At 53.7% G+C, this 26,476-nt stretch carries 25 protein-coding genes and 1 tRNA gene; 9 read left to right on the top strand and 17 right to left on the bottom strand.

Annotated elements, in window-relative coordinates; genetic code table 11:
• Positions 1-23: 23 nt before the first annotated feature.
• Both ACFE8Q_RS21555 and ACFE8Q_RS21550 read right to left on the bottom strand, forming a co-directional pair.
• Positions 24-872: an N-acetylglucosamine kinase gene (locus tag ACFE8Q_RS21555; protein WP_375447505.1), complete on the bottom strand. Its 849-nt coding sequence runs from the start codon at positions 870-872 to the stop codon at positions 24-26.
• Between the two features lie 3 nt (positions 873-875).
• Entirely contained in the window at positions 876-1,124 is a 249-nt protein-coding gene (locus ACFE8Q_RS21550) for a cytochrome b5 domain-containing protein (protein ID WP_375447529.1), read from the bottom strand.
• 107 nt (positions 1,125-1,231) lie between these two features.
• On the opposite strand from ACFE8Q_RS21550, the gene ACFE8Q_RS21545 reads away from it, so the two are divergent.
• Genes ACFE8Q_RS21545 through ACFE8Q_RS21535 form a run of 3 tightly spaced genes read left to right on the top strand, consistent with a single transcriptional unit; the run spans position 1,232 to position 3,832 of the window.
• Positions 1,232-1,684: a hypothetical protein gene (locus tag ACFE8Q_RS21545; RefSeq protein WP_375447504.1), complete on the top strand. Its 453-nt coding sequence runs from the start codon at positions 1,232-1,234 to the stop codon at positions 1,682-1,684.
• Positions 1,685-1,744: 60 nt separating this feature from the next.
• Entirely contained in the window at positions 1,745-2,767 is a 1,023-nt protein-coding gene (gene thiL / locus ACFE8Q_RS21540; RefSeq protein WP_375447503.1) for a thiamine-phosphate kinase, read from the top strand.
• 42 nt (positions 2,768-2,809) lie between these two features.
• Positions 2,810-3,832 (top strand): hypothetical protein, encoded by a 1,023-nt coding sequence (locus ACFE8Q_RS21535; protein WP_375447502.1) that lies wholly within the window; start codon positions 2,810-2,812, stop codon positions 3,830-3,832.
• A gap of 30 nt (positions 3,833-3,862) precedes the next feature.
• Here ACFE8Q_RS21535 and ACFE8Q_RS21530 read toward each other — a convergent pair whose 3' ends face one another.
• The 4 genes from ACFE8Q_RS21530 to ACFE8Q_RS21515 form a co-directional block, all read right to left on the bottom strand.
• Complete coding sequence (locus tag ACFE8Q_RS21530; RefSeq protein WP_375447501.1) at positions 3,863-4,372, bottom strand: gamma carbonic anhydrase family protein; 510 nt, start codon at positions 4,370-4,372, stop codon at positions 3,863-3,865.
• Between the two features lie 125 nt (positions 4,373-4,497).
• Positions 4,498-6,027, bottom strand: coding sequence for a hypothetical protein (locus tag ACFE8Q_RS21525; protein WP_375447500.1), 1,530 nt, complete (start codon positions 6,025-6,027; stop codon positions 4,498-4,500).
• Positions 6,028-6,349: 322 nt separating this feature from the next.
• The gene (locus tag ACFE8Q_RS21520; RefSeq protein WP_375447499.1) at positions 6,350-6,682 is read right to left on the bottom strand and encodes a YegP family protein; all 333 of its coding nucleotides are present in this window, start codon (positions 6,680-6,682) and stop codon (positions 6,350-6,352) included.
• Positions 6,683-6,843: 161 nt separating this feature from the next.
• The gene (locus tag ACFE8Q_RS21515) at positions 6,844-7,149 is read right to left on the bottom strand and encodes a DUF1330 domain-containing protein (RefSeq protein WP_375447498.1); all 306 of its coding nucleotides are present in this window, start codon (positions 7,147-7,149) and stop codon (positions 6,844-6,846) included.
• 405 nt (positions 7,150-7,554) lie between these two features.
• Between ACFE8Q_RS21515 and ACFE8Q_RS21510 the strand changes: the two genes are divergently transcribed.
• On the top strand, positions 7,555-9,984 hold the full coding sequence (locus ACFE8Q_RS21510) for an RICIN domain-containing protein (RefSeq protein WP_375447497.1): 2,430 nt from the start codon (positions 7,555-7,557) through the stop codon (positions 9,982-9,984).
• A gap of 140 nt (positions 9,985-10,124) precedes the next feature.
• Here ACFE8Q_RS21510 and ACFE8Q_RS21505 read toward each other — a convergent pair whose 3' ends face one another.
• The 5 genes from ACFE8Q_RS21505 to ACFE8Q_RS21485 form a co-directional block, all read right to left on the bottom strand.
• Entirely contained in the window at positions 10,125-10,505 is a 381-nt protein-coding gene (locus ACFE8Q_RS21505; RefSeq protein WP_375447528.1) for a DJ-1/PfpI family protein, read from the bottom strand.
• 57 nt (positions 10,506-10,562) lie between these two features.
• On the bottom strand, positions 10,563-10,832 hold the full coding sequence (locus ACFE8Q_RS21500; RefSeq protein ID WP_375447496.1) for a hypothetical protein: 270 nt from the start codon (positions 10,830-10,832) through the stop codon (positions 10,563-10,565).
• Positions 10,833-10,853: 21 nt separating this feature from the next.
• On the bottom strand, positions 10,854-12,218 hold the full coding sequence (locus tag ACFE8Q_RS21495) for an ADP-ribose polymerase (RefSeq protein WP_375447495.1): 1,365 nt from the start codon (positions 12,216-12,218) through the stop codon (positions 10,854-10,856).
• A 161-nt stretch (positions 12,219-12,379) separates the two neighbouring features.
• Positions 12,380-12,844: a hypothetical protein gene (locus tag ACFE8Q_RS21490; RefSeq protein WP_375447494.1), complete on the bottom strand. Its 465-nt coding sequence runs from the start codon at positions 12,842-12,844 to the stop codon at positions 12,380-12,382.
• A 35-nt stretch (positions 12,845-12,879) separates the two neighbouring features.
• Positions 12,880-13,314 (bottom strand): hypothetical protein, encoded by a 435-nt coding sequence (locus ACFE8Q_RS21485; RefSeq protein WP_375447493.1) that lies wholly within the window; start codon positions 13,312-13,314, stop codon positions 12,880-12,882.
• A gap of 212 nt (positions 13,315-13,526) precedes the next feature.
• On the opposite strand from ACFE8Q_RS21485, the gene ACFE8Q_RS21480 reads away from it, so the two are divergent.
• The 4 genes from ACFE8Q_RS21480 (at position 13,527) to ACFE8Q_RS21465 (ending at position 19,527) form a co-directional block, all read left to right on the top strand.
• Entirely contained in the window at positions 13,527-14,546 is a 1,020-nt protein-coding gene (locus ACFE8Q_RS21480) for a helix-turn-helix transcriptional regulator (RefSeq protein WP_375447492.1), read from the top strand.
• A 181-nt stretch (positions 14,547-14,727) separates the two neighbouring features.
• Positions 14,728-16,137: an MBL fold metallo-hydrolase gene (locus ACFE8Q_RS21475; RefSeq protein WP_375447491.1), complete on the top strand. Its 1,410-nt coding sequence runs from the start codon at positions 14,728-14,730 to the stop codon at positions 16,135-16,137.
• A gap of 207 nt (positions 16,138-16,344) precedes the next feature.
• Positions 16,345-16,428: transfer RNA gene (locus ACFE8Q_RS21470), tRNA-Leu, on the top strand.
• Between the two features lie 240 nt (positions 16,429-16,668).
• A complete protein-coding gene (locus ACFE8Q_RS21465; protein ID WP_375447490.1) occupies positions 16,669-19,527 on the top strand; it encodes a M14 metallopeptidase family protein in 2,859 nt (952 codons plus the stop codon).
• Between the two features lie 79 nt (positions 19,528-19,606).
• On the opposite strand, the gene ACFE8Q_RS21460 is transcribed toward ACFE8Q_RS21465, so the two are convergent.
• A complete protein-coding gene (locus tag ACFE8Q_RS21460) occupies positions 19,607-20,140 on the bottom strand; it encodes a DinB family protein (protein ID WP_375447489.1) in 534 nt (177 codons plus the stop codon).
• 333 nt (positions 20,141-20,473) lie between these two features.
• On the opposite strand from ACFE8Q_RS21460, the gene ACFE8Q_RS21455 reads away from it, so the two are divergent.
• Complete coding sequence (locus tag ACFE8Q_RS21455; protein ID WP_375447488.1) at positions 20,474-20,953, top strand: DUF6252 family protein; 480 nt, start codon at positions 20,474-20,476, stop codon at positions 20,951-20,953.
• A 110-nt stretch (positions 20,954-21,063) separates the two neighbouring features.
• Here ACFE8Q_RS21455 and ACFE8Q_RS21450 read toward each other — a convergent pair whose 3' ends face one another.
• The 5 genes from ACFE8Q_RS21450 to ACFE8Q_RS21430 form a co-directional block, all read right to left on the bottom strand.
• A complete protein-coding gene (locus ACFE8Q_RS21450) occupies positions 21,064-21,834 on the bottom strand; it encodes a peroxiredoxin family protein (protein WP_375447487.1) in 771 nt (256 codons plus the stop codon).
• Between the two features lie 127 nt (positions 21,835-21,961).
• Positions 21,962-22,564 carry a DedA family protein gene (locus ACFE8Q_RS21445; RefSeq protein WP_375447486.1) on the bottom strand — a complete coding sequence of 201 codons (603 nt, stop codon included), beginning with the start codon at positions 22,562-22,564 and terminating at the stop codon, positions 21,962-21,964.
• 117 nt (positions 22,565-22,681) lie between these two features.
• Positions 22,682-24,478, bottom strand: coding sequence for an acyl-CoA dehydrogenase (locus tag ACFE8Q_RS21440; RefSeq protein ID WP_375447485.1), 1,797 nt, complete (start codon positions 24,476-24,478; stop codon positions 22,682-22,684).
• Positions 24,479-24,577: 99 nt separating this feature from the next.
• A complete protein-coding gene (gene rpiB / locus ACFE8Q_RS21435) occupies positions 24,578-25,006 on the bottom strand; it encodes a ribose 5-phosphate isomerase B (RefSeq protein WP_375447484.1) in 429 nt (142 codons plus the stop codon).
• Between the two features lie 160 nt (positions 25,007-25,166).
• Positions 25,167-26,474 carry a RagB/SusD family nutrient uptake outer membrane protein gene (locus ACFE8Q_RS21430; RefSeq protein ID WP_375447483.1) on the bottom strand — a complete coding sequence of 436 codons (1,308 nt, stop codon included), beginning with the start codon at positions 26,472-26,474 and terminating at the stop codon, positions 25,167-25,169.
• Positions 26,475-26,476: the final 2 nt, after the last annotated feature.

Here is a 26,476-nt window from a genome sequence, read left to right as displayed (position 1 = left end):
AGTAACGTTTTGGTTTGGTCAGTTTACGAATGATAGGCTACCAGCCCATCGATAGGCGCCTTCACGAAGCGACCTGTCTGAAGGTGATTATGAATCAGTAATTCCTGCAACCAATCAGAGAAATAATAGGCAACAGAGCCAACAAAATGAATGGGGTGCCGGTCATACTCTGGTAGCCGACGAATGTATAGTTGCAGAAAGTCGGAGAATGCGGACAGTACTAACTCCCTGACAAACGCTGACTGGCGATGCGCAGAGAGAAACGGCGTAAAACTGGCGAAGTACCGGTTCGGATAAGGCTGGTTATAGGCGTGATCCAGGACGGTCAGCCGGTCCAGGTTGAACTGAGCAGCGAAAGCAGCGTGAAGATCAGCGGGCAGTTTACCGTGTAAAAAAGCGGTGACCAGCCGTTTGCCCAAGTTACCACCGCTTCCTTCGTCGCCCAGCCAGAAACCCAGCGAGTAGCTGGGAGTAGTAAGTTGCTGGCCATCGAAGAAGCAGGCGTTTGACCCGGTTCCCAGAATGCAGACAATGCCTGGCTCATGCCCGGCCGCTCCTTTTGCGGCACCCAGCATATCGCTGGCTACATCGATGGTTGTTGCCGTTGGTAGTATTGTTTGCAAGGCGCTGGCCATTCGGTCGTTACTGGCTGGCCCCGTACAGCCTGTACCGTAAAAATGCACCGAAACGGGCTCAGTCAAAGCAGGAAGTTGAGGGGCTAACTGAGCCAGAAGGGTTTGCTGAAGCTGCTCTTGATTCTGAAAGTAAGGATTCAGTCCGTCGGTATGAATAGCTATGCTGGGTTGACCCGGGCGAATGAGCCGCCACTCGGTTTTGGTAGAGCCGCTGTCAGCAATTAAGATTGACATCATACGTTATATAGAAAGAATGCCAACGGCTTTAAACCGTTGAAAAACAAGGTCGGTATGAGGTGCATCGGCTAGTTCGTCAGTAAGATCCTGGCCTGCCCAATGTTCGTAATGTTTACCACCACGCCAGAGCCTCGACGTACCTACGTCGTAGATCAGCCCCTGGTAAGCACACCAGATTTCGTCGCGGTCGTTGCCGTTTCGTAAGGCCAGTTGTGCGCGGGAATAGTGGGGGAGATCGGGGGGCGTGGGCATGCGGTAGGCCGTTAAGTCAACTTGCACAAAAATAACAGGAACCGGCGTTGTCTATTTAACAATTATACATGTACCTTTAACATTCGAGTCAAATTCAAAAAAGGCTTATGAAAAAGACCCAATACACACTCCTACTTGCTCTTAGCACTATATTCTACGTTCTGACGGGTTGCAAACCCGCAGAGCCTGCTGTTCCGGTAGCTGACCGGGTCAAAAATAGTTACGTAGCCCAGTCGGTCGCTGAAGGTCCTACTACGGTTTACACCGCTGGTGGCACCTCGAACACTAAACCAGGCTACTCGCAATTCCGGTTGAATCTGTCGAACCCCCCCGCAGTGACCTACACGGCGGTTGATGGGTCTGTGTTTACAGGTACGTATACGGTAGTGGGTGACACTCAAATTGTACTGAGTGGTCTTACGCCTCAGCCAACCGGCACCAATGGTACGATTTCATTTAACATTACCAATCTGGCTGATGGCACAGTAACGCTCACGCGCACGACACCCGACCAGAAGACGGGCAATACAACGAACGTTTATAACCTGAAGAAGGGGTAAGCCGTTCGCAACTTATTCACTGCTGAAGCCGTTCCGATAAACTGGAACGGCTTTTTTGTTATGACTACACTTGATACCCTCGGCGAACTCGGTTTAATTGATCGCATCCGTAAAGAAACCCCCGCTGCCGTACAACCCGGTACTATTCGTGGTATCGGCGATGATGCCGCCGTTTTTACTCTTTCCGACACCGAGTTTGGCCTGCTGTCGACCGATATGCTGCTCGAAGGCATCCATTTCGACCTGACCTACATGCCGCTTCGCCATCTTGGCTTCAAAGCGGTAGCCGTAAATGTGTCAGATATCGCGGCCATGAACGGCTTGCCCACGCAAATCACTGTGAGCCTGGGCCTGAGCAGCCGGTTTACGGTAGAAGCCGTTGACGAACTATATGCCGGTATACGCGCCGCCTGCGAAGCCTACGGCATCGACCTGGTTGGCGGCGATACTACGTCGTCCCGGTCTGGGCTGGTCATCTCGGTTTCGGTGCTTGGGCAAGTGGCCAAAGAGCGAATCACCTATCGCAACACGGCCCAGCCAAACGACGTAATCTGCGTAACGGGCGATCTGGGAGCAGCTTATCTGGGCTTGCAACTGCTGGAACGCGAAAAGCAGGAGTATCTGGCTAATCCCGACATGCAACCATCGCTGTCGGAAGAGCGGGCGTACCTGATTCAGCGACAGCTACGCCCGGATGGTCGTACCGATATTGTTCACGAACTGCGTGACCTCGACATCATTCCAACCGCCATGATTGATGTATCAGACGGCCTGGCATCGGATCTGCTGCACCTGTGTACTCAGTCGGGAACGGGAGCGGTCATCTTCGATGATAATATTCCGGTGGATGACCAGACGTACCTGGCCGCCGAAGAGTTTAAAATCAGCCCGATTACGGCCGCGCTGAACGGCGGAGAAGATTACGAACTGTTGTTTACGGTGAAACCGCAGGAATTCGACACGCTGAAAAACCACAGCCGTATCACCGCCGTGGGCTACATGACGAACACACCCGACCACGTGGTGCTGGCCACCAAAGCCGGTCAGCAAACGCCCATCCGCGCGCAGGGTTGGAACAGATAAGGTCTATGTGCCTATATTTGCGATTCACCCTGTGCTTGAATCATGACAAAACGCGTTGACGTAGCGGTTATCATATACGGAAAACCTTATAACGCCATTGTATCTATAAAGAGCCTTCTGGAACACAGCAGGCAGCATATCGGCAAAATTTACCTTACTTATGAAGGCCGACAACCGCACGATGACTGGGGCGGGGTACATAAAGTAGTCGATTACTTCAAAAGCGATCCCATCCAGTTTGTTGTTCACCGCCCCTGGCATTTTCTGACGTCCAACCCAAACGATGTAGAACGTGCACGTACAGACGCGCGGTATCGCCAAAGTATGATGTTTCAGTATGCGCTGGAAAAATCAGATAAGCCGTATGTCTGCGTTATGCACAATGATCTGCGCTATCACGGGGATATGATCGGCGACATGCTGGCCCAGTTCGAGCAACGGCCCGAACTGGCCGGGGTTGGCTCCATTGGTCAGTGCTGGAGTTGCCCGGCCTCGCATGCCTATGCCAAACGTTGCACATCGACAACCATGCATCAGTATGTTCCAGACAAGCAGGAAGCGCTTGACCTGCATCGGGAATACAAAACGCTTCGGTATGAGATCGATCTGAAGGTAATTGAATCCGGGCGCGTACACCCGTTACCCGAATGCCGGCTGAACGAATATTGTGCGCTGATCAACATCGATACGTACCGGAAAAGCACCCTGCCTGTTGGTCCTGTGCGCTGTTACGGTAGTGGTTGGGACGGTGCAGATGTGGCTACTCCGTGGTTCTACGAAATGTTTAACCGGGGTTATAAATTTCAGCACATGGTACTGGAGGACTACCTGACCCATGCTCCATTTGAAGAAAGTGGAAGTGGCACCATAACCTACAATAACGCCGAGCGATACTGGCGATCAGAGAAGCGAGCCAAAGAGTACATCGACGCTACGTACCCGAAAAAAGCCGATTTTGGCTTTTATGTGTGGTTCAATATCAACCTGGATGCCGCCCGCCGTAGGGCGTGGTTGTTAACCATTCACAGCGTAGGAGTGGCCAAACGCCTGGTTGGTCGCGAGTAATGTCTAGCCAGGTACGTTCATGTTCAGCAATTACCTGTACCAGCCTGCGTACATGACGTAGTTGTTGGCGGTGCGCATAAACACCTCCGCCTGCTCGGGCGATACCGCTTTGAGCAGGCGGGCCGGGTTACCCGCATAAATACTGCCCGGTGGCACCACCGTATGCTGCGTAACGATGGCCCCCGCCGCAATGATCGAGCCTGTGCCGATCACGGCACCATCCATGATGATAGCACCCATGCCAATCAGCACGTTGTCTTGAATAGTACAGCCGTGAACAATGGCATTGTGTGCAATCGAAACGTAGTTGCCGATAGTGGTGGCGTACTTCTGGTAGGTGCAGTGAATTACGGCACCATCCTGCACATTGCAGCGCTCACCCAGCGTAATACGGTTCACATCGCCCCGAACTACGGCATTGAACCAGACCGTGCAGTCGGGGCCCATGATCACCTCACCCACAATGGTGGCATTCTCGGCAAACCAGCAGGAGTCATCAAATTGGGGGGCGATACCCCGTACAGGTCGGATCAAGGCCATGGCAGCGTCTGAAAAGAGAGTTATGGCGCAAAGGTCGTAAGTGCCGCCTGGATACCGTGTCGGCAGGCCATAAAAAAGCGGTGCTGACACTATGGCCAGCACCGCTTACTCCCCGATCTCCCTCACTATTTCTTGTCAGTCGCCTTTTTCATCAGCTTCTCAAGCGAATCGGACACATCATCAACTAAGCGGTTTGTCTCGCGACGTACCTGCTTGAAATCACCTTCCGATGTGCGTTGCACCTTGTAGGCCTGATCAGTTAGCTGACGGCGTTTGTCCTGCAAGTCCTTCTGCGCATCTTCACGTGCTTTGCGGGCCGACCGGTTCTCGTTGGGTACGTCCCCTTTCAGGCCATCCAGTTGCTTGTCGATCGATGTGATCTGTTCGTCGATCTGATCCATCAAATCCTGCCGGTCGGTCGAGAACCGATCGTTGGTGTTGGTACGGCCGCCCGAATTCATGTCGTTACGCTGGCTGTTCGTCATATCCTGACTCCGGTTCGGGTCATTCTGATTAGACGACCGGTTCGACTGCGTGTAGGACTGGTTCATATTGTCGCGGTTCTGACCGTCCATCATCGACGAATCATTGGCTGATCCGTTCGAGTTACGACTGTCGGAATTTTGGCCCATGCCCTGCTGATTCCGTGAATAGTTACCATAGCTGTCGCTGCCATTACCAGACCGATTGTTTGACGAATCATACCCATTCTGTTGGTTCGATCCCATCCGGCTGTCGTTATTCATCCGGTCGTTGTTGTACCGTTCATTGCCTTGAGAGCTTGGATTCGCATTCTGACGCGACGTGTTCCGGTCATCATATGAATTCCGGTCGTTACTCCGATCCATGAAGGCGTTCCGGTTATCATTACCACCGTTGTATGAATCGCGATTGTTCGATCGATCGCCATTGTATGAGTCACGACTGTCATACCGATCATCGTTCCGATATGAACGGCTGTTCATGTCCGAGTTGTTTCGGTTCGACCGGTCATCGTATGCATTCCGGCTATCGTTGCGGTCTGAGTTATTCGATGAACGACCATCACGGTCGGAGTCGGAACGACTGTAGCGGTCATCCGACGTATACCGATCGCTTGAACTGTACCGATCAGTATCACGGCTATACCGGTCATTAATTGAGCTTGACCCGTACCGGTCGTCGTCGCGGCTGTAGCGATCGTCGGAACGGTCTGAGTACGAATCGGATTTGTATCGGTTGTTATACGAATCGGAATTGCGGCGGCTGTTGCTGTTCGAATCAGACCGGTATCGGTTGTTATACGTACCTGACTGCTCACGGCTCGACAGACGGTCATCATCGCGGTCCCGATCATTGTTGCGGCTGGAGAAAAGACCCTTCCGGTCGTCGTCACGATCGCTGTTGCGGTCCGACAATAATCCTTTGCGATCATTGTCCCGATCCCGATCATTGCTACGGCTGTCCCGGTCATCGTTCCGATCGTTGCTCGAGAACAGGCCACCCCGGTCTGTGTCTCTTCTGCGATCGTCGTCCCGATCCGAGCGGCGCGCCGAAGCGGGTGCCCGATTCACCGAATTAGAATCTTTGTAAAGCCACCCTTCAATAGTGGCGCAGGATGATAAACTGGTGATAGCAGCCAACATGGCTCCCACAACCCACACCTTCTTTTTCATAACGTTGCTTTTTTTCAGGAAAAGCAAGCCCAAAATTGATGCCAACGGCCTTTACACTACGCTAAGGGCACTTTTAGGTTATTTGGTGTAGAATAATTCTACAAAAACTGTAGAATATATTGCCTAATACAAGGCTATTCACCCCAGGAGTTGAGCAATTTTTGGACGAAGCAATTAACCACGCCGCCCGAACGTACCTGACTATCGTCGAATCAAAACCGGGCGCAATCCACCACGTGTGCACATGCGAAAGGGCATCAATACCCGGACAAGGCCAGGTTCTGATGCCCTTTCGCATGTAACCGACTAGGAAATTCTGCGCTTAGGCCGTCTGATCGTCGACCGTTGCTTCGGGCGCGTTTTTCTTCACCGATTCAATGCCGTTTTCCATCGACGCAACGCTTTCGTACATCTCGCTTCCGCCGATAACTTGCCCATTTGTTGCTTTCAGGTTGAAGTAAGGTTTGCCGCTCGATGACTCTTTGCGCTCAAATCGGGCATCGTCCTGCGAATTGCGCTTCACCGACTCGATGCCGTTTTCGCAACCTGCTTTCGACGAATAGCCTTCGCTGCTGAGAATCGTTTGCCCATTGCCAGCTTTCAGGTTGAACTGAAATTCACCGTTTTTGCGGGTGGTAATTACGAATTTTCCCATTGTTTTTGTGGTAAGCGTGTAATGTTGGTTATAAACACCCAAAGAAATAACTTTTCCGCTGAATACAAACGGTAGGTTACTCGGTAATCACCAAAGGCGTCAACAAAGGATCATTCCTACCCGTTTCGCGGCGTATTTGAGTCTGCCGCAACCCCACTACACTACAACTTTACGCCCTGAATCAGAATCGCCGCCCGCACCGCCTGTTCTTTCAGGTGCAAAAACTGCTTACGGCTCTCGTCCTGCGAAAAGGCTCTGAAGTCTTGCTCCGTCTCGAAACTCACAAAGTGAATTTCGTAGGGCTTCTCCATCAACTGCTCATCAATATACGCTTCGTCGGAAGGACGTACCCGTAACAGGAGCTGCCCGTTGTACCTGGCGATGAGTGGAATAGCTATTTCCTCAAACTCATGAAACGCGGCCTCTTCACCTTCGTTGATGTAGATCAATTGCGTGAAGTAAATCATAGTCGTAGCCGACAACAGGCAAATTAGTCCAGGTTGTCTATCTGTCACTTGGCGATGAAAGGTCTGTGCTGAGTTATATTATCTTATCAACAAGATAACATAAGTAGCAGTGACCACATAAATAGCCTTCTGTCTTAATTATACTGATAGTAAGTTTATTGCGCTACATATAAAGCTGCTTCGATTACTTATTCGACCACGCTGGTACCCCACAAAGTTGAAGGAAGGTACTTCTGGTCTGGTATCCATTTTTACACTCAACCCCAATTTATCGATTCACACATGTTTACGCACACTTTGAAGCGAAACAACGCTTATCACAGTCTTTTTGGTGGCCTTCTGCTTTGGTTAGGTAGCCTAACTTGTCTAATCAGCCACGCGGCTACTCTGTCGGTTCCGGGCTCTGTGTCCACTATCGAGCCCAACAAATGCTATCGGCTGGTATCCCGGCTCAGCGGGAAAGTGCTGAGCGTAGAAAGCAGCTCTCCTAACGACGGTGCCCAACTCCGCCAGACTACCGATGGCAATCAACTCGCTCAGGGTTGGCAGTTCACCGCCGACGGGGCCTATTACCGCATCTCGGTGCTGACCAACCAGAAAGGTATTCAGGTGCGTAACGGCTCCACGGCCGACGATGCCCTGCTGGAACAGTGGACCTACTGGGGCGGCAATTACCAGCAATGGACGGCCCAGCGCAACGCCGAAGGGTATTACAGTTTCATTAGCCGCAATTCGGGCAAGGCCATCACGGTGCGCAACGCCAGCCTGACCGAGGGAGCCGAGATTAGCCAGCAAACGCCGGGAACGGGCCAACTGCAGCAGTGGAGCGTCGAAGAACGCGGCTGCACCGCCGCCCCGGCAAACCGGGTGCCCGTGGTGGTGGCCACGTCGACTTCGCTGACGGGTACGTCACCCCTGAGCGTGACCTTCACGGGCAACCGATCATCGGACCCCGACGGTGACCCCATCACCTACCAGTGGGATTTTGGCGATGGCACCTTCTCCACTGAAGCCAACCCGGTAAAAGTCTTCACCATCAGGCCAGGTGCGCAGGGCGTTCCTCAGTACAGCTACAGCGTCAGGCTGACGGTCTCTGACAACCGGGGCGGCATTGCCATCAGTCAGTTGTTACTGGTGTCGTTGCGGAGTACTGCCCCGACGGTTCGGATCACCAACCCCGTCAACAACGCCAAATACGCGCTGGATAAAGCCACCAGCTACACCTTAGCCGCCGCCGTTACTAACGCGTCGACCGGCAACCTGACCTACCTCTGGCAGGTGAAACTGCGCCATAACAACAGCGAGCAACTGGTGTCGACCACGTCGGGCGCTAATCCCGTTGTGTCTATTTCACCGGCAGGCTGCGACGGCGATGACTATTACTACCTGATCGGCCTGAAAGTGACCGATGTTGCCGGGTCAACAGGCCAGGATTCCGTCAAAATTTACCCCGATTGCACTTCTCCCAAACTAACGGTCACCGGCCTGACAGCCACCACAACCACCAGCGGCAACAGTAGCCGGGTGCTACTCCGGTGGACAAACCCCGCTCTCAGCTTCGACGATGTGCTGGTGGTTGGAAAAGCCGGGTCGGGTTTTACAGAAATTCCCCTCGACCTCGCCTACGCGGCAAATGCCAGCTTTACGGGCAACGGAGCAGACCTGTATGGCGGTAAAGTGCTTTACCAGGGCACGGGCAATTCGTTGCTAGTGACCGAATTAACGGCGGGTCAACGCTACTATTTCCGGGTTTATGCCCGCAAAGGCGCAGGCTGGAGTGGCGGCGTTGAGGTGAGCATCATCCCGACCGGTGCCAACCGGGTGCCCGTGGTGGTGGCTACGTCGACTTCGCTGACGGGTACGTCACCCCTGAGCGTGACCTTCACGGGCAACCGATCATCGGACCCCGACGGTGACCCCATCACCTACCAGTGGGATTTTGGCGATGGCACCTTCTCCACTGAAGCCAACCCGGTGAAAGTCTTCACCATCAGGCCGGGTGCGCAGGGCGTTCCTCAGTACAGCTACAGCGTTAAACTGACGGTTTCCGACGATAAAGGCGGCATTGCTATCGGTCCGCTTTTGCTGGTGTCGCTGAGCAGTTCATTTGCCACCATCACACCCGGCAAATGTTACCGCGTTCAGCCGCGCAGCAGTGGGCTGGTGCTGAACGTACCCGCCGGAGCAGGCAATGATGGAGTCAAACTGCAACTGAACACCGACGCCGGGCAGCCCTGGCAGAAATGGCAGTTTACCGCCGACGGAAGTTATTACCGCATCTCGGTGCTGCACAACCAGAAAGGTATTCAGGTACGTAATTCTGCCACCACCGACGATGCCCTGCTGGAACAGTGGACCTACTGGGGTGGCAGTCACCAGCAATGGACGGCCCAGCGCAATGCCGAAGGCTACTACAGTTTTGTGAACCGCAATTCGGGCAAGGCCATCACGGTGCGCAACGCCAGCCTGACCGATGGGGCCGAGATCAGCCAGCAGACGCCGGGAACGAGCCAACTGCAGCAGTGGAGCCTCTCCGAAACCACTTGCCCGGTTGGCGGAAGAATGGGCGTTGCCGAAGCAGGCACGACGTTCAGCCTGTGGCCCAACCCCGCCAACGACCACGTGATGGTTGACCTCAGCCCCGCTCGTGGACAGTTTATAGGCCTGCAACTAACCGATCTGCTGGGCCGCCCGCTTCACCAGACGCAACTGAATGCTGCCCCCGCAGAGCCGTATCGCGTCAACACGGGCCAGTTACCCAACGGCCTGTACCTGCTTCAACTCACCCCCGCCGGTCAATTGCCAACTACGCTGCGGGTACTCATACAGCGTTAACGCATAAGCCCCGCCTTCAGCAGTAGCATGGAGGCGGGGCTTTCATATCGTAGAGAACTAGCTTCAGGATCAACAATTATAGTCGCTCGACGACTGATTATAGATTACTTGTTGGGTCTTACTAAATGCTTAATTCGCCTTTACTTCTCCACCTGTTGCGCTTGGTTGAGGCAGACAAATACCTCCCGATAAAATTCGGGATGCGATTGCCAGGCCTGTCCCGTGACTATGTTTCGGTCACGCACAGCTTGTTGGGTCGAATACGTGCCACCCCCCATCTCAATTTCAGTGCGTATATGCTCATAAGCCGTGAGTGTTCGGTTGGTGGCTAAACCAGCCGTGACCAAAATCTGAATCCCATGGCAGATCGCAAAGACCCATTTACGCTGCCGGTCAAATTTGCGGACGACTTCCAGTAGAGCGGCATGGTTACGCAGGTACTCAGGGGCGCGGCCACCCGGCAATAAAATCGCGTCGTACTTCTCAATGACCACATCCTGTATGGCCAGGTCGGAAGCCAGCCAATAGCCGGGCCGCTCAATTTTTAATTGGCGGAAGATATATAGGCTTTTTTATCCTTATTTCGATACTCTTGGCGCGGTGCCTGACAGGGGTAAGCCCATGAAGTTAGGGAAATAATACAGGCGATAGGTGCCGTTGTCGTTGATTGTCCATCGTTCGCGGGTAGCAATACGGAACAGCCACGACGACACTTCCGACTGCCCGGCCTTGAAACCCCGGTCGCGCAGGTATAATTTGACGTTGAGTGTGGTCGTGCTACCTTCGGCGAGCATCAGCATGGTAGCGGCCATACGCACAGATTGACGATTTAATGGTTTTAGCTTCATGATTCTCAGCAGTTTAGGTTGTTACAGTTTCACGCGGACCAGATACCGGATTGTGTTCTGATCCTGATTGTAGATAATGAACTCGTTCTTTAGCAGGCTTCGGCCACGCTGGGCATATACTGAGTCGAGATTGGGGTCACGTTTTTTCAACACATCGCCCGTCAGGGAGCAGTGCCAACCCTCATGTTCACTCACTACAAACTGCTTGCCAACGTGTACTTCGTAGATGGCCAGATAGGCCTCGCGTTGTCGCCCGCCTGCCCAGACAGACCCGCTTAGTGAGGTGTAATTGAGTGATTTACTGAACTGATCGGCGAAGTAGATGCCGTAGCCAAACATTTTTCCGGTAATCACTGCATTCGTTGGGCGAAGCACCAGGCCGCTCTTTAAAATAGATAGCCAGTTCTCTGAGCGACTACCGTGCCAAAGTAGCTGTGTCTTCGGGGTTCTGGCAGTAGCCACATGGTTTGCAAAAGCCGCCTGAGTACGAGCCTGTTGCACGGCGAAAGCCGCATCGAATTTAGCCGCATCGTTGCCCATCATCCGCTTGATCAGGGTAAGCACGCGGGTATCAGTGACAGGTTCCATCGTCAGGCCCAGCGAGTCTAGTAGTGAAGGCGGAGCCTGCTCAGGAGTATTGGCTTCAGGGGTTGGCTGGTTCAGTTCTACCTGGCTCCGCATTACGTCGAGCGTTTCCTGTTCGGTAGCGAGGCGGTCGCGGAGCGGTTGCAGTCCATCCGCCGTTTGTGGACTTTGTGGGACAAGGTGTTGACTTACCTTCCCCATTTTTCGCGGAATTGTTTTGAACAGGCTAAGGAGTTTGTCGTTGTACTGGCTTATATCCAGACTGGTATCGATCATCGCCGCTAGTTCGTTGAGCAACTGTTGCGCTGCGTTGACCTGTTGCCTGGTCACCTGTTGCGCCGAAACCACGTAGTTTTGAAAAATAGACTGGTTGGCGTATTCCATCAATTTCGCCATCAAGGCACGTACCTGAGCGTTGTCGATCGTATCGGCGCTGGTCGTGGCGGGTTTGTCAGCGTACAGGTGCGTCTGGTCCACATAGCCTTTTGCCACTTTTTCGCGGAATTTCTTATCCCACTGATTTATTGGGTACGTTGCCGTACTGACCGAGCCACCCACCCGGCCGTAGCTGACCGTGAACGTACCTGTGGCGGTCTCGTGCATTTCGTAGTACTTATTGTTATTCGCCGCCGTCACCATGATCAGTTTAACCGTCCGTAGTGTCGATGCGGTTGAATCGATGGTCGACAGGTGGGCGGGTGGCGCAGTAGAGGTCGTCGTTAGAACCGGGGCATTAACGGTCTGTAGCGCCGTAGCCGGATTGGCCGCGCCAGTAATATGCTGGATGAATTGGGAGAGCATGAAGAAATGTCATTTACGGTCATTATGCCTTCGGCGTCATTACGCTTCGCTGTCATCAGAGGGTCATTAAGTAGTCATTATTTCAGAAAATAATTGGTGACAATCAATGACCCTCTACTGACAGCGAAGCGTAATGACGCCGAAGGCATAATGACGTTTTTTTAAATCATTGCCCGCCAGAAGAGGGTCAGGCGTTCGCGTTGGGTGTAGCTGCCCGCAGTAGCGTTATCGCCCTCCGTAATGCTACCGTACTGGCTCAGACTGTACATGCGAGCCTGGGCGGGTAACGACGCATACTTTACCAGCGCCTGAAACCAAGTTGCCCGGTCCTGATACGGAGCCAGCAATGTGCGGCCCCGACTCAGCAAACGATGCTGCTTTGGCGTCCAGACGGGCCGACGCAGGTAGATCAGGCCGTTGCCCGACAGCAGGTCGGGCAGGGCTTCGGGTGGTGCGTCGGGCAGCAGTTCAGTAAGCAGAAAAAGACCTAATTCAATATTTAGCAGGCGGTTAGCCGATTGGCCCGCCAGATTGTACTGATGCTTCAGGCGCGTAGCCAGAGGTTCCTGCCAGCTAAAACGCGAGCCCGGAATGGGCAGCGAGGGCAGAAGAGTGGAAGCAGTCATGTTCATCGTTGTTGTTGTGTTGTTCGAGCAGGGGCCTACGCCAGAAGCTGACGGAGGGTAAAGACGCGGTTGCGAAAAAAGCCAACCGACTTCTGGTTGAAGCGGCTGCGGTCGTTACTAATATCGAAGGCCTGCATCTGGTCAGTCAGGCGGCTGTATCGGTCGAGGAGGTCGCTCCAAAGGGTGCTTTGCTGAAAAGGCCTCAGCAGGTCGCGGCCCCGATTCAGGCATCGTCGCTGTTTGGCGGTCCAGTTGGCGCAGTAGGCCACCGTGTCGCCATTGAGCAGGGCGGGTAGGTGGTCGGGCGAAGCCGCTGGCATCAACTGGCTCAGAAGAACAAGCCCCAGTTCAACATCAAATAGTTGCCGGGCCGACAGGCTGGCCCGATGGCTGCGGGTGGCGGCGGCTGGCAGGTTGGCCAGTGCGGCGGGGTAATTTGCGTTCGGTCGCGGACGTTGCGTAAGGTTCATGATTATCGTTTCTGTATGTCCGCTACAAATATTTAACTATCAAAACGTAACCTTTTTACGTTGATCTTTTTTTCTGAAATTATTTTTCAGGAGATTTACCTCACCCCCGGCCCTCTCCTGGTTTTCAGGAGAGGGGAGTACTCGTCCCAGTAACTGGCGTAGCTTCGCCGATGCGGGCGAGGGCAATCCGACATCCCCAATCCCCAATCCTCATGCCCATTACCCGATCTGCTTTTCAACGCTACCGCCTGATCGACGAGGTCATTAGCCGATATCCACGTCAGTATTCCAAGGAACGCCTGTTCGAATTGTGCCAGGAAACCTGCGGCATCCGGTCGATTTCGTCGCTGGAGAAAGACATTCAGCGCCTGCGCGAAGACCATGACGCGCCTATCGCCTACGATAAGCGCGCCAATGGCTATTACTACACCAATCCGCAATTCAGGCTGTTGAAGCTGATGCTCACGCCCGACGATATGGAAGCGCTCGATTACGCCCGCGAGGTGTTGGCCGCTACCCAGGGGGCTTCCGTAGCCGATGAACTGACCAGCGCGTTGCAGAAAGTGCGGCAAAGCCTCGACATCATTCGCGAAGTGAAACCCGGCGACGGACCCGAAGGCATTGGTCGGCGCGTGGTGTATGTGGAAGAAAAAATTCTGGGCGGGAATCGCCAATACGTACCCATCCTGATTCGGGCGGTGAACCAGAATCGGCAGATCATGTTTCGCTACACCAAGCATGAACCCACCGAACCGGGCGTAGTGCCTGTACTGCGCACGCTGCACCCGATTCTGCTCCGCGAAGTCTGGGATAGCTGGTACGTGATCGGCTACGACGAACGTACCCAGAAAGAACGCACCTTTGCGCTCGACCGCATGAGCGACCTGTCTATTCTTGACGAGCCCTGCTACGTACCTGAAGCAATCCTGACCAACGTCAGCGAACTATTCGAGCATATCTACGGCATCACCGACAGTAGTGGCCCGGTCGAAGAAATCCGGCTGTCGTTCAGCCCGTTGTTTGGCCGGTACGTGAAGGCAAAACCCATTCATCAAACGCAGGAAGTTATTTCCGATACGGATACAGAGTGCATTATCCGGCTACGGCTGGCACCCAACCGTGACCTGCTCATGCACCTGCGTTCATATGGCGAACACCTGCGCGTGCTCTCCCCCGCCAGCCTCACCGAGGCCATGGTATCGTCACTGAAAGCTACGCTCGCGCAGTATTGACCTGCGCTTCTACCCTAAATCCCCTGAAGGGGACCTTGCTTCGCTACCCCACAATTCGTTGACAGGCAACGCGAAGTCCCCTTCAGGGGATTTAGGGGTAGAAGCCGATGCCAGCACGCAAAACATCAAACTCACCAGCCTGTTACTACCTTGCCTGTCTGACTTTCCAAACCCCGTCACCATGACCATTCAGTTTATGGGAGCCGCCCGCACCGTTACGGGCAGTAAGCACCTCATTACCACCATCGATGGCTTCCGTATCCTGCTCGACTGCGGCCTGTTTCAAGGCATCAACACCGACGAGCTAAACCAGGAGTTTCACTTTGACCCTGCCGAGGTCGACGTACTGATTCTCTCGCACGCGCATATTGATCATACGGGACTGGTGCCACGTTTGGTCCGGCAAGGCTTTAAAGGGCCGATTCTCTGCACTCCGGCCACGCTTGATCTGTGCCGCATTATGCTCATGGATAGCGCCCGGATTCAGGTGAAAGACCTGGAGCGGGTGAACAAGCGCCGCCGCAACCGAAACGAACCTGAACTGGAAGTGCTCTACGTTGAAGACGATGTACAGCAGGCACTCGACCAGATGCAGGCAGTGGAATACGGAAAACGAACGTACCTGAACCCGAACGTGAGTTTTCTGTATACCGATACGGGCCACCTGCTAGGCAGCGCGGCCATCAGCCTGAGCATCAAAGAGGCCAACGCTGACGGTAAACTGGTGGAAAAGAAACTGTTTTTTAGCGGCGATATTGGTCGGCCTGACGATAAAATTCTGCGCACGTTCGAGACCTTCCCGCAGGCAGATTATATTCTTTGTGAATCGACCTATGGCGACAAGGTGCACGAGACCGAGCCCGACATGAAGGCGCATTTACTGCGCATTGTGGAGGAAACCTGCGTTCAGAAAAAAGGCAAGTTGCTCATTCCGGCTTTCGCCGTCGACCGTACGCAGGAGTTGATCTACGCCCTCGATCAACTGGCCAGTGAAGGCAAACTGCCCAAACTGCCGGTTTACATCGACTCCCCAATGTCGGTGAGTGCAACCACCGTGATGCGCCAGCATGAGGAGGACTTCAACCCGGAGATTCTTGCTTACATCAAAAAAGATGGAGATGCCTTCGATTTCCCGAACCTGCATTATATCTCGGATGTGGAGCAGTCGAAAGCGATCAACGGCAAGCCGGGGCCGTGCATCATCATTGCACCTTCAGGCATGGCCGAAGCGGGACGGATCAAGCACCATATCAAAAATAACATCGAAGACCCCAGCACCACTATTCTGTTTGTTGGGTACGCTTCGCCCAATAGCCTCGGTGGCGTGCTGAAACGGGGAGATAAGCAGGTGAATATCTTCGGCGAACGTTATGACGTCAACGCTACAGTCGAGATCATGGATTCGCTTTCGGCCCACGGCGATTCGGTCGAGATGCTCCAGTTTTTAAGCTGCCAGAATCCCACCGCCGTCAAGACGCTCTTTCTGGTCCACGGCGATTACGACACGCAGCAAGTGTGGCGCGAGAAATTGCTCGCCGCCGGTTTCCCCAACGTTGCCATCCCGGATATGTACGAGAAGGTTGATTTATAATAAGGTTCAGACAAGCACATGATCTACCATCAGAATGGTTACCCTGTAGGGGCAGGCCATCGTGCCTGCCCGCTCTCGCACATGTAGTGGCCGCCCTGCTCGCCAATTCACTGACCTATACTCTACGTCTCTACTTTTTTTGCGAAAACGCTTGCAAAACGAACGGTTGGCCCCTTATCTTTGCAGTCCCAACCGGGAAAAGTACCTGCCGAAGTGGTGAAATTGGTAGACACGCACGTTTCAGGGGCGTGTGTCTTCACGGACATGCGAGTTCGAGTCTCGCCTTCGGCACTAGCCTGCAAATCATTGATTTGCAGGCTTTTTTGTTGCCTTTCAGAATAAGACAAAAGAGCGGTTTTGTGAGCCGTAAGTCAATACGGGTACGTTCAACTCAAGGTCAAGCGGCTGGTTGATCCGTGAGCGGGCTGCTGGTTTTGCCAAATTTTCTACTATGTATTATTATAGAAGCCGTATAAAATAACGTACTTGAACGTGGATTCATCAACGAGCCCGGAGGCTCTTCCTTTCTCTATGTTCCGTACAACTTTACTTGCCTTAAGTACAGCCTTGCTGCTGCGTATGTCGGTGCAGGCCCAAACCGTACCGACGCCGAAAGACCATTTCGGCTTCAATATTGGCGACGACTACCAACTTGCCACCTTTACCCAAACAGAGGCGTACTTTAAAAAATTAGCCGCTTCGCCCCGGACAAAACTGGTCAGCATCGGTAAAACGGAAGAAGGACGCGATCAGTTTATGATGATCGTTACCTCGCCCGAGAACCACAAAAAACTAGCTCGCTACCAGGAGATTTCGACCAAAATGGCGCGGGCCGAGGGAATAACCGAGCAGCAGGCGCGGGCCATGTCCGAGGAAGGCAAGGCCGTGGTCTGGATCGATGGGGGGCTGCATGCGACCGAAACCGTAGGTACGCACCAACTGATCGAAACGGCCTACCAACTCGTGAGCCGCACCGACCCCGAAACGATGCGGATTCTTGATAATGTGGTCATTCTGCTGACGCATGCCAATCCTGACGGGCAGGAGATCGTTTCGAACTGGTACATGCGAAATCCGGCCCCCGAAAAACGGTCGCTGGACAACCTGCCCCGGCTGTATGAGAAATATGCCGGTCACGATAATAACCGCGATTTCTACATCATGAACCTGAAGGAATCACAGAATATCGGCCGTCAACTCTTCGTCGACTGGATTCCGCAGATCATGTATAACCACCACCAGCGCGGCCCGGCCGGATCAGTACTGGCCGGACCACCCTACCGCGATCCGTTCAACTACGTGTTCGACCCACTCATGGTGACGGGTATCGATGCACTTGGAGCAGCCATGTACAATCGCCTGAATGCTGAGAATAAACCCGGCTTTACCCGCCTGGGCGGCTCGGTTTTCTCAACCTGGTATAACGGGGGACTGCGCACAACGACGCACTTCCACAACATGATTGGCCTATTGACGGAGATCATCGGCGGACCAACGCCAGAGAACGTACCCCTGATTCCGGCGCGGCTGATTCCGAACGGTAACACGCCTAACCCGGTAACGCCCCAGCGCTGGAAATTCCGGCAGTCGATCGATTATTCAGTGTCGCTCAATTATGCGGTGCTTGATTATGCGGCCCGGCAGCGCGACCAGTTGCTGTACAATATCTACAAGATGGGCAAAAACTCAATTGATCGAGGCAGCGACAGTTACTGGACGCTCTCGCCAAAGCGGGTTGAAACCATTAACGAATTGTACCAGAATGACTTGAAAAAAGCGCAGGCCGCCGCCACGGCACCCGCCAGTGCCACGCTCGCCAGCACGTCGGCAACCAGCGGTAGCGCAACAGCCAGCCTGGCAACGGCTGGCAGAAGTACCACCGCTGTGTCATCCGATCAGGCATCAGCCCCACGCGGCGAAGGTGTGCCTGTGAAGTACTTTACCGCTGTATTGAAAGATTCGACCCTGCGCGATCCACGGGGCTACATTATCCCGTCGAGCCAGACCGATTGGCCCACGGCGGTGAAATTTGTGAACGCCCTGATCAAAACGGGTATTCAGGTGCAGGAAGCTACGGCTGATTTCAGTGTGGCGGGCAGGACGTACCCAGCGGGCTCATACGTCGTAAAGCTCGACCAGGCGTTCCGACCGCACATTCTGGACATGTTCGAGCCGCAGGATCACCCCAATGATTTTCAATATCCCGGTGGCCCGCCCGTTCGCCCCTACGATGCCGCTGGCTGGACACTCGCCTACCAGATGAACGTGCAGTTCGACCGCCTGCTTACTGGATTCGACGGTCCGTTTAAAAAATTGCCTTACGGTGAACTACAATCGCCTACGGCTAAAGTGAGCGGATCGGGCGCTGGGTACGTGCTAAATAGTCAGGTGAACAACAGCTATATGGCTGTCAATGACCTGATCAAGGCAGGTGTCGAGGTGTTCCGGCTGCCTGCTGGTAGTGGTTCAGTAGCTCCCGGTTCATTCTACGTACCTGCGTCGGCCAAAGCGAAATCGATCCTCGATGCGTCGGGCATGACGGTGACCAGTATGGCCAAGCGGCCGACGAACGTGAAAAAAGTAACGCCCCTGCGCATTGGCCTGTGGGATACCTACGGCGGGTCGATGCCGTCGGGCTGGGTACGTTGGCTGATGGAGCAGTACCATTATCCCATGCAACTGGTTTATGCGCAGGACATCGACGCGGGTAATCTGAAGAGTAAATACGATGTAATTGTCTTTGTTACCCGTGCCATTCCGGCCGTAGGGAACGGGAACGCACCACCACGGGGCGAAGGCGATACGGGCGGCTTTCGTGAGCCCAAACCCGAAGATACTCCCGCCGAATACCGCTCATCAATGGGTCGCATTACAGCAGAAAAGTCGGTACCTCAATTGAAGGCATTTATGGAAGCTGGCGGGCAGGTTGTCACGATCGGCAGCAGCACCAATCTGGCTTATCACCTCGGTTTGCCCGTGCGCAACGCACTGGTCGAGATGGGACCAACGGGACAGGAGCGACCGCTTAGCAACGAGAAATACTTCATTCCCGGCAGCATTCTGCGCGTCGCCCTCGACTCAACGCAGCAGGCCACCTGGGGCATGCCTACGATGACGGACGTGTATTTCGATTCAAGTCCGGTCTTTAAAGTGGCTCCAGAGGCGATTGCTAAAGGGATTGTTAAACCGCTGATGTGGTTTCCGACCGACAAACCGCTTCGGAGTGGCTGGGCCTGGGGACAGGCTTACCTACGCGATGGCGTAACGGCCTTTATGGCACCCGTTGGAGCGGGTAAACTTTACGCATTTGGCCCCGAAATCACGTTCCGCGCTCAGGCGCAGGGTACCTTCAAGCTACTCTTCAATCAATTGTATGGATTGGGGGAGTAGTTAATTGGTTGACCAGGTGATTAGTTTGTGGGTAAACCCAATTAACCAATCACCTGGTCAACCAATTCCGAATCACAACCTAAAACAACTTCTCCTGCGGTGGTTTGGCGCCGGCCAGGCGGATGTAGACTGTGGTTTGGCCCCGGTGGTGCGTCTGGTGCTCGAATGCTTTGGCCAGTGCCATTCCCCGACTCATGTCAAAGCGCCCGAACAATTTCACCTGCTCGTTCATCTGGGCGGGCGTCATTTTTTTTATCCCGGCTATAACGAAATCATAGCTTGCCAGCACGAGTTTGGTGATGTTGGCTTTCGACTTGTCTGTTGTCGTTTTTTCCAGTTCGCCAACGCCAGCCGGAAGCTTCTCGCCTGTTGCTGCCGACCCAAACCCGTAATCGGCGTCGGTCAGGTGCAGCATTTGTTCAGCAAACGAGCGCATCTCCGGCGTGGGTTGCAGCGCATAGCCCGACTCGGGCATCGCCTCCAGGTATTCTTTGGTGTAGGCTTTTGCCCGCTCCCATTCTTTCACCGTCTCGTCGGTAGAGGCTTGCGCCCGTACAACCTGTGTGATGCCCAGCGCAAAACACAGCGTCAGTAGTAGATTACGTAGTTTCATAGTTCAGCTTGGTTAAATGCTGTTGCAAAGCTGGTAAGGAATAGTCATGGCCGCAAACCGGTCATCATTGCAGAAAACAAACCAAGTACCTTACACTTGACCCTAAAGAACTCATATCAGGCTGTCGGCCTACGCGTAAAAATACGTGTTATGTACGGCTGTTACAACCTGTTGGCAAATGCAAACCGACTGATTATCAATGACTTTTACGACAAGTAAGGCTCGGGTATTTACCCTTTCATACACTTATCCGATTTATCCGGGTTCCATGCCCAGCTACCTTTGTTTGGTCAGCAAAGGCTGCTGAAGTAACATAATTAATCAGTTACAGGAATGACTACGCTGAAAATTTTTGCATCGCTGCTCTTTATCACAGCAACACTCGCATGTAGCAAATCGGCCACCGACAATTCCGTCACGCCAGTTAGCGCAGGGGTAGTGACAGCCCAGGTCGACGGGCAGCCGTTTGCCTCAGAGCAGGCCACATCAACCTATAATAAGGTTAGTAAGGATCTCACCCTATTAGGGTATAATGGCATTCATATGATGGGCTTCACGCTCGAAAAGTTTAGTGGCCCTGCTGTGTTTCCACTCGTTGACATCAGCAAAACAGGCAGTACTGGTAGCTATGTCGATGTAAAAACGAACGCGAACTATACCATTCGCGATGGCCGAAGCGGCACTGTTACCGTGACAAAATTTGATGGAGCTACTATTGAAGGGACGTTTTCGATGACCACGTATAACACACAACAGAAGCGGGAAGTCGTTGTTTCCAACGGAACATTTAAGATGCAGGTGGAATCCATTTAGCCAGTACTCCTCATTGTTGGTTATGGATGACCAGATATACCCCAATACCAGCCAAAAGCCACCTATCGTGCTGAGTTGGTTCGTGAAGTAAGGGGCTGTGTCTGTGGTGTTTACCGGCTGGCTTGTTCCAGAACTTTTGTCAATTGCTCAAACATACCTTGCCCTTCCAGATAAGCGGCTACCTTGCCTGTTTTGTCGATAACAAAGACAGAGGGGAAGCGGGTAACATGAAATTTCCTGCTGAAATTATCGCTATTGGGAATCGCAATGAACGGAAACGTCTGTGCTGCCTCTGCATTGGCGACGTCATCTTTCGTTTCACGCACGGCGCCCAAGACGACTAGGCCGTTTGCGGTTTGGTAGGGCTGTAACGCGTCGGAAAAAAGTGTTGCCTGCCTGGTATTCCAGTAGGGTGGCTTAACGCCCATCCAGAAGCTAAGGACAACGACCTTACCTTTCAGAGCTGACAACCGGTACTCTTTATCATCGGTACTTTTCATTACGAACTCGGGCATAGTATCGCCTGCTTTTGGCCTTAATGCCGGGTCGCGATCCATGAAACGGCGCGTTTCGCGTTCTTCTGTCGTAGTGGGCCGCACAATGAAAGCATCGGTAGCGCCATATTCATTGATGACAGGAACCAGTTTATAGCCTGCCCGGTCTTCTTTCATCAACTGCTGGTACGTCTGATACGAAATCAGGTTGCCAGTCTGGTTATCCAGCAGCTTGGTGTTCTCGTTGATCACCACCCGTTCTGATACAACACGCTCCACTACAGTTTTGGTAGTGACCACCTGCCTGGTAGCTGTTTGAGCGGCTATTGGATGGGAGTTCGTGAAGACGAGTGCTCCAGCGAATGTGAGCAGGGAAAAATAGCGCATGCCTGTTATGACTTGATTTAGTGGAAGATCCAGTCACTAAACATACTGCTATTAGCGGAAAAAGGAGATCTTTTAATGCTCTTCTTGCCGAAAAGAGACACATTCACTGATTATCTATTTATCGAAATTAAGGCTGTGTAACCAGATCGGCTGTTGGCTGAACCTCGGTTTTGGTCAGCTTTGGTTTTTGATACAGGCGATAGAGTCCCCACAACGTACCCACGCCCAACAGCACCAGAATCACCAGTTTGTCGTGCTGCCGGATCTGAACGTACACCTGTTCAGCGGTATGAGCGATGCTATTGCCAGCCAACGCAACCACCACTGCCCAGATTACAGCGCTTATGGCATTGATGGCCAGAAAGCGTGACCGGGAGTAGCCCGCCAACCCCAGCGACGCTGGAATAAAGCCGCGCAGTCCATACATAGCCCGATAACCAAATACCAGACCTGCCCCATAGCGATTCAGCAATGTCTGTACCCGCGTAAACCGTTGTTGCCATTTCGGGCGCTTTGCAATGAAACCCGATCCGTATCGATGGCCGATATAAAAGCAAAACTGAGCGATAGTGAACGAAGAAAGGGCGGCTACGCCGATAACAATAGGTAGCGAAAAATAGCCCCGGTGAGCCAGGTAGGCCGCCATGATCAAAAAAGCTTCACTTTCGAGCATCACGCCTACGAACAGAATTGGATAGCCGTAGGTCAGCATTAATTCCTGGAATGACATAGCGAGATCAGTTTAGACATAACGTATATGTCAGAACAGGCTATGACAGTCAGTGTTCAGTTACCTACTAAGTGGGATTTCTCTGGTTGAGAGGCAATTGCTTGAAAACACATTAGCTCAAAACCAATCGCTGTGCATTTCCAATGTGACATGATCCGTTGACTGGAGGCGGTGGGCGAGGGCCAGCGTTTTCACTAATTCATATTCATAGAAATACCGGGCAGCCATAAGCTTACCGTGGTAAAACGCCGCGTCGTCGCCCTGAGCCGTTGCCAGGGCTGCCTGGGCCACCGTTGCCTGCCGTAGCCACTGCCAGGCTAGCGTGACAATGCCGAAAAATTCCAGATAGAGGGTAGCGTCGGCCAGGAAGAGGGTAGGGTTGGAAGCCAGGCCAAGCAGGTACGTTGTCACGTTCGTAAGGCGGCTGATTGCTTCCCTCAACCGGTCGGCCAGGTACGTTAGCTCTGGCATGTTCGTGGCCCGGTACGTTGTAGCGTCGGCGATGGTTTTTTGCATCTCGGCGATCAGCAACTGAACGCCTTTTCCCCCGTGTTGTGTCACTTTTCGGCCCAGCAGATCAATCCCGTGAATACCCGTGGTGCCTTCGTGGATAGGGTGAATGCGGGCTTCGCGGTAAAACTGTTCCACCGGGAAATCAGTGGTGTAGCCCGCGCCGCCGAGAATCTGTACGGCGGCACTGGTGGTAAGGCAACCCATTTCTGACGGATACGACTTGGCGATTGGTGTCAGCAGATCGAGTAGCAGGGCCGCGTTTTGGGCTGTTTCTCCTTCGCCCGCATGCGCCAGATCGGCATAGTAACTGCATTGCAATAACAGGCCCAGAGACCCTTCCAGCACCGATTTCTGGAAGAGCAACATTCGGCGCACGTCGGCATGGTGGATGATCGGCACTTGTGGACTACCGGCCGTTTTTTCCGCTATGGGCCGACCCTGCGGGCGTTCGCGGGCATAGTCCAGAGAGGCACAATAGGCGGCAGTACCAATAGACACCGCATTCATGCCAACTCCCACACGAGCCTCATTCATCATCTGGAACATGTAACGCAGGCCCTGATGCGGCTCACCCACCAGATAGCCAACCGCTCCTTCGGCTGAGCCGATCATCAGATGGGCAATGGGTGCACCTTTGTAGCCCATTTTGTGGTAAACCCCCGCTGTCTGCACGTCGTTGTCTACCAACGTACCCAACTCAGGCCGTTTTTGCGGAACGGCAAAGAGCGAGATGCCTTTTGCGCCAGCCGGACCACCTTTGATTCTGGCCAGCATGAGGTGTACTACATTTTCGCAGGCATCATGGTCGCCCGCCGAGATATAAATTTTCTGTCCGCGAATACGGTATTCGCCAGGTACGTCGGTTGGTTCGGCCGAGGTACTGATGTCGGAGAGCGATGACCCGGCGTCGGGTTCGGTAAGTGCCATTGTGCCTTGCCAGCGCCCGGCGTACATCATCGGCGTAAACCGATCGACGAGTTCTTTCGAGCCAAATGAACGAAGTAGGTTTGCCGCGCCGGTGGTCAGAAACGGGAATACGCTTGCTGAGTAATTGGCCGCGCCGAAGATGAACGTGGCTGCATTCATAATTGTGGTCGGCAACTGCTGCCCACCTTCTTTGTAATCAAAGGGCGCGTTGATCCAGCCATCATCGCCAAAGCGCCTGATAATAGCGGCCATCTGTGGATGCACCCGGATTTTGCCGTCGACAAGCTGCGGTTCTTCCCGATCCATCACCGTCAGCAGGGGCCGTAGCAGCGTTTCGCTGATTTGTCCGGCAGCTTCCAGCACCATATCAAACGACGTTCGGTCATGGTCGGCGAAGCGGGGCAGTTGGGTCAGCTTTTCGGCCTGAATGACTTCATACAAGTGAAAACGCAGGTCGCGGGGGGAATAGAACATGTTTACCGGTTGCTGTTTGCTGCCTTCTTTTACACTGCTTAACGACGATTGTGTTTGCTGGCAGCATCGCAGAAGACAGTAAACAGCAACCGGTAGACTTTATAAATCCAGCTTCGCAATGCGAGCCAGATGCCGACCGCCTTCGAAGGGGGTTTCCAGGAAAATATCGACGATGCGGAGGGCGAGATCTTCAGGAATCTGACGAGCACCCATCGAAAGCACGTTGGCATCGTTATGCTGACGGGTAAGGCGGGCGGTTTCTTCGCTCCAGCAGAGGCCGCAACGGATGCCTTTGAGGCGGTTGGCGGTCATGGCTTCACCGTTGCCCGAGCCACCAAAAACGATAGCCCGTTCGGCTTCGCCGTCGAGAACAGCCTGGGCAGCGGGGCGAATAAAGTCAGGATAATCGACGGGGTCGGGCGAGAAGGTGCCTTTGTCGATGACGGTGTGGCCCGCCTGTGTCAGGTGGACTTTTACCAGTTCTTTGTAGGTAAAACCGGCGTGGTCGGTGCCTAATGCAATGATCATAACAAACTGCTTTGTACAGCCCGCAAGGTACGGCGTAAAACAGTTAACTGTCCTCTGTCTTCCGTCTTCTGTTGCGTTGCTAAGCAACATCAGGTACGTTACTAGGCAGCGCAACGGAGGGCTGAAGACAGAGGACAGAAGACAGTTAACTCTCTTCCTATCAACCCGGATCGGCCGTTGGGGCGCTCGTGTTGTTGTCGGTCTCGGTGCGGGGGTAGGGCATGAAGTTCCGGTTACGCTCGCTGCCTGCTGCAGTGGGCCCCGGCCGGCCGAAACGGCGGCTATCCTCGAGGCGGAATCCCTGATAAGCCAGTTCGAGTTGCCGGTTCCGGTAAATTTCGGTCAATATATCGGCCTGTGTCGATGCACCTGCGTAGGCTGGTAAGGCCGCTCCCACGCCAAAGGCATCCTGTGCAGGCGTTTTGGTCAAGACCTTGTTTAGCTGCGCAACGGCGTTGGTCAGGTCGTTTTTACGGGCGGCGGCTTCGGCCTGAATCAGGAGCATCTCGCCGGGCAGATACACCGGAATCTGGGCATTATTGGCGGTGAAGAAACCGGTGCCCAGGTTCAGCGTCGATACTGGTACGGGCCGGATGTAGACCGCCAGCCGTTTGTCGGCGGGGTTGGGGGCCAGCGCAGCCGGTAAACCCAGCGTCGCGTTGGTCGGCGCAATAACATTGACATTGCTAAATGCGGTGAAGAATACCGGGTTACGGCTATTATCATCAAAGCTAAACACCGATTTTTTGGTCAGGTCTACTTTGGCCGCTGCCGCCAGTGCTTTATCATAATCACCGGCGAATAGCGAATAGCGGGCAATCAGGGCCTGAATGGTGTTGGCGATATCAATGCCCGGTACAATTTTACCGGTAAAATTAGCCGACACCGGGGCGGCGGCTACCTGTGTAGCGGCGGCTTCGAGGGTTGCTACCGCTTCCCGGAAGAGTTGTACCCGGTCAACGAAGGGCACATTCTCGCCCACAGCGATGGGGGCTGTCTGAAAAAACTGCCCTAACGTACCCAGAGCCAACGCCCGGAAAATGGCCGCGTAGCCCTGTATGCCGCTTTTGGTGCCTGCGTCCGTTACCGTATTCAGATTAGCCAGCACCAGATCGGCGTTGGCTTTCACCAGGTTGCTCTGCGTCCAGAGGTTACGTACTACGCCATTGCTGTTGGTCACGTTCGACTGCCCCTGGTTAAGCGCCAGTTCCTCGGAATTACCCGCATTCAGGACCGTCAATTCACCGGTCGTGAGTCCACCAGCGGCTAGTGAGGTATAAATAACGCTGGCTCCGCCGCCAGTCGTGTAGCGGTATTGCAGCGCGTTGCAAACGGTGATCAACCCATCGGGCGTACCCACAACCTGGGGTTGGCTGGCGGTGCTGGGGTTCAGGTAATCCTGTTGTTTGCAGGCATTTTGCAGCAGCAACAGACCTGTCAACGTGGAGAGAATCAGTATTTTTTTCATGA

This window comes from uncultured Fibrella sp., assembly GCF_964250085.1.
In the GTDB taxonomy this organism is placed as follows: Bacteria; Bacteroidota; Bacteroidia; order Cytophagales; family Spirosomataceae; genus Fibrella.
Note: the sequence above shows the minus strand (reverse complement) of the source record. Positions and strands in the feature narration are given on the sequence as shown.

Excerpts from the sequence above, each read along its gene's own strand:
- ACFE8Q_RS21520 (WP_375447499.1), bottom strand. The coding sequence starts at position 6,682 with ATGGGAAAATTCGTAATTACCACCCGCAAAAACGGTGAATTTCAGTTC.
- ACFE8Q_RS21485 (WP_375447493.1), bottom strand. The coding sequence starts at position 13,314 with ATGAACCTTACGCAACGTCCGCGACCGAACGCAAATTACCCCGCCGCA.
- ACFE8Q_RS21445 (WP_375447486.1), bottom strand. The coding sequence starts at position 22,564 with ATGTCATTCCAGGAATTAATGCTGACCTACGGCTATCCAATTCTGTTC.
- ACFE8Q_RS21430 (WP_375447483.1), bottom strand. The coding sequence starts at position 26,474 with ATGAAAAAAATACTGATTCTCTCCACGTTGACAGGTCTGTTGCTGCTG.
- thiL (WP_375447503.1), top strand. The coding sequence starts at position 1,745 with ATGACTACACTTGATACCCTCGGCGAACTCGGTTTAATTGATCGCATC.
- ACFE8Q_RS21500 (WP_375447496.1), bottom strand. The coding sequence starts at position 10,832 with ATGAAGCTAAAACCATTAAATCGTCAATCTGTGCGTATGGCCGCTACC.
- ACFE8Q_RS21555 (WP_375447505.1), bottom strand. The coding sequence starts at position 872 with ATGATGTCAATCTTAATTGCTGACAGCGGCTCTACCAAAACCGAGTGG.
- ACFE8Q_RS21450 (WP_375447487.1), bottom strand. The coding sequence starts at position 21,834 with ATGCGCTATTTTTCCCTGCTCACATTCGCTGGAGCACTCGTCTTCACG.
- rpiB (WP_375447484.1), bottom strand. The coding sequence starts at position 25,006 with ATGATCATTGCATTAGGCACCGACCACGCCGGTTTTACCTACAAAGAA.
- ACFE8Q_RS21480 (WP_375447492.1), top strand. The coding sequence starts at position 13,527 with ATGCCCATTACCCGATCTGCTTTTCAACGCTACCGCCTGATCGACGAG.
- ACFE8Q_RS21525 (WP_375447500.1), bottom strand. The coding sequence starts at position 6,027 with ATGAAAAAGAAGGTGTGGGTTGTGGGAGCCATGTTGGCTGCTATCACC.
- ACFE8Q_RS21535 (WP_375447502.1), top strand. The coding sequence starts at position 2,810 with ATGACAAAACGCGTTGACGTAGCGGTTATCATATACGGAAAACCTTAT.
- ACFE8Q_RS21495 (WP_375447495.1), bottom strand. The coding sequence starts at position 12,218 with ATGCTCTCCCAATTCATCCAGCATATTACTGGCGCGGCCAATCCGGCT.
- ACFE8Q_RS21490 (WP_375447494.1), bottom strand. The coding sequence starts at position 12,844 with ATGACTGCTTCCACTCTTCTGCCCTCGCTGCCCATTCCGGGCTCGCGT.
- ACFE8Q_RS21545 (WP_375447504.1), top strand. The coding sequence starts at position 1,232 with ATGAAAAAGACCCAATACACACTCCTACTTGCTCTTAGCACTATATTC.
- ACFE8Q_RS21465 (WP_375447490.1), top strand. The coding sequence starts at position 16,669 with ATGTTCCGTACAACTTTACTTGCCTTAAGTACAGCCTTGCTGCTGCGT.
- ACFE8Q_RS21515 (WP_375447498.1), bottom strand. The coding sequence starts at position 7,149 with ATGATTTACTTCACGCAATTGATCTACATCAACGAAGGTGAAGAGGCC.
- ACFE8Q_RS21460 (WP_375447489.1), bottom strand. The coding sequence starts at position 20,140 with ATGAAACTACGTAATCTACTACTGACGCTGTGTTTTGCGCTGGGCATC.
- ACFE8Q_RS21530 (WP_375447501.1), bottom strand. The coding sequence starts at position 4,372 with ATGGCCTTGATCCGACCTGTACGGGGTATCGCCCCCCAATTTGATGAC.
- ACFE8Q_RS21455 (WP_375447488.1), top strand. The coding sequence starts at position 20,474 with ATGACTACGCTGAAAATTTTTGCATCGCTGCTCTTTATCACAGCAACA.
- ACFE8Q_RS21440 (WP_375447485.1), bottom strand. The coding sequence starts at position 24,478 with ATGTTCTATTCCCCCCGCGACCTGCGTTTTCACTTGTATGAAGTCATT.
- ACFE8Q_RS21475 (WP_375447491.1), top strand. The coding sequence starts at position 14,728 with ATGACCATTCAGTTTATGGGAGCCGCCCGCACCGTTACGGGCAGTAAG.
- ACFE8Q_RS21550 (WP_375447529.1), bottom strand. The coding sequence starts at position 1,124 with ATGCCCACGCCCCCCGATCTCCCCCACTATTCCCGCGCACAACTGGCC.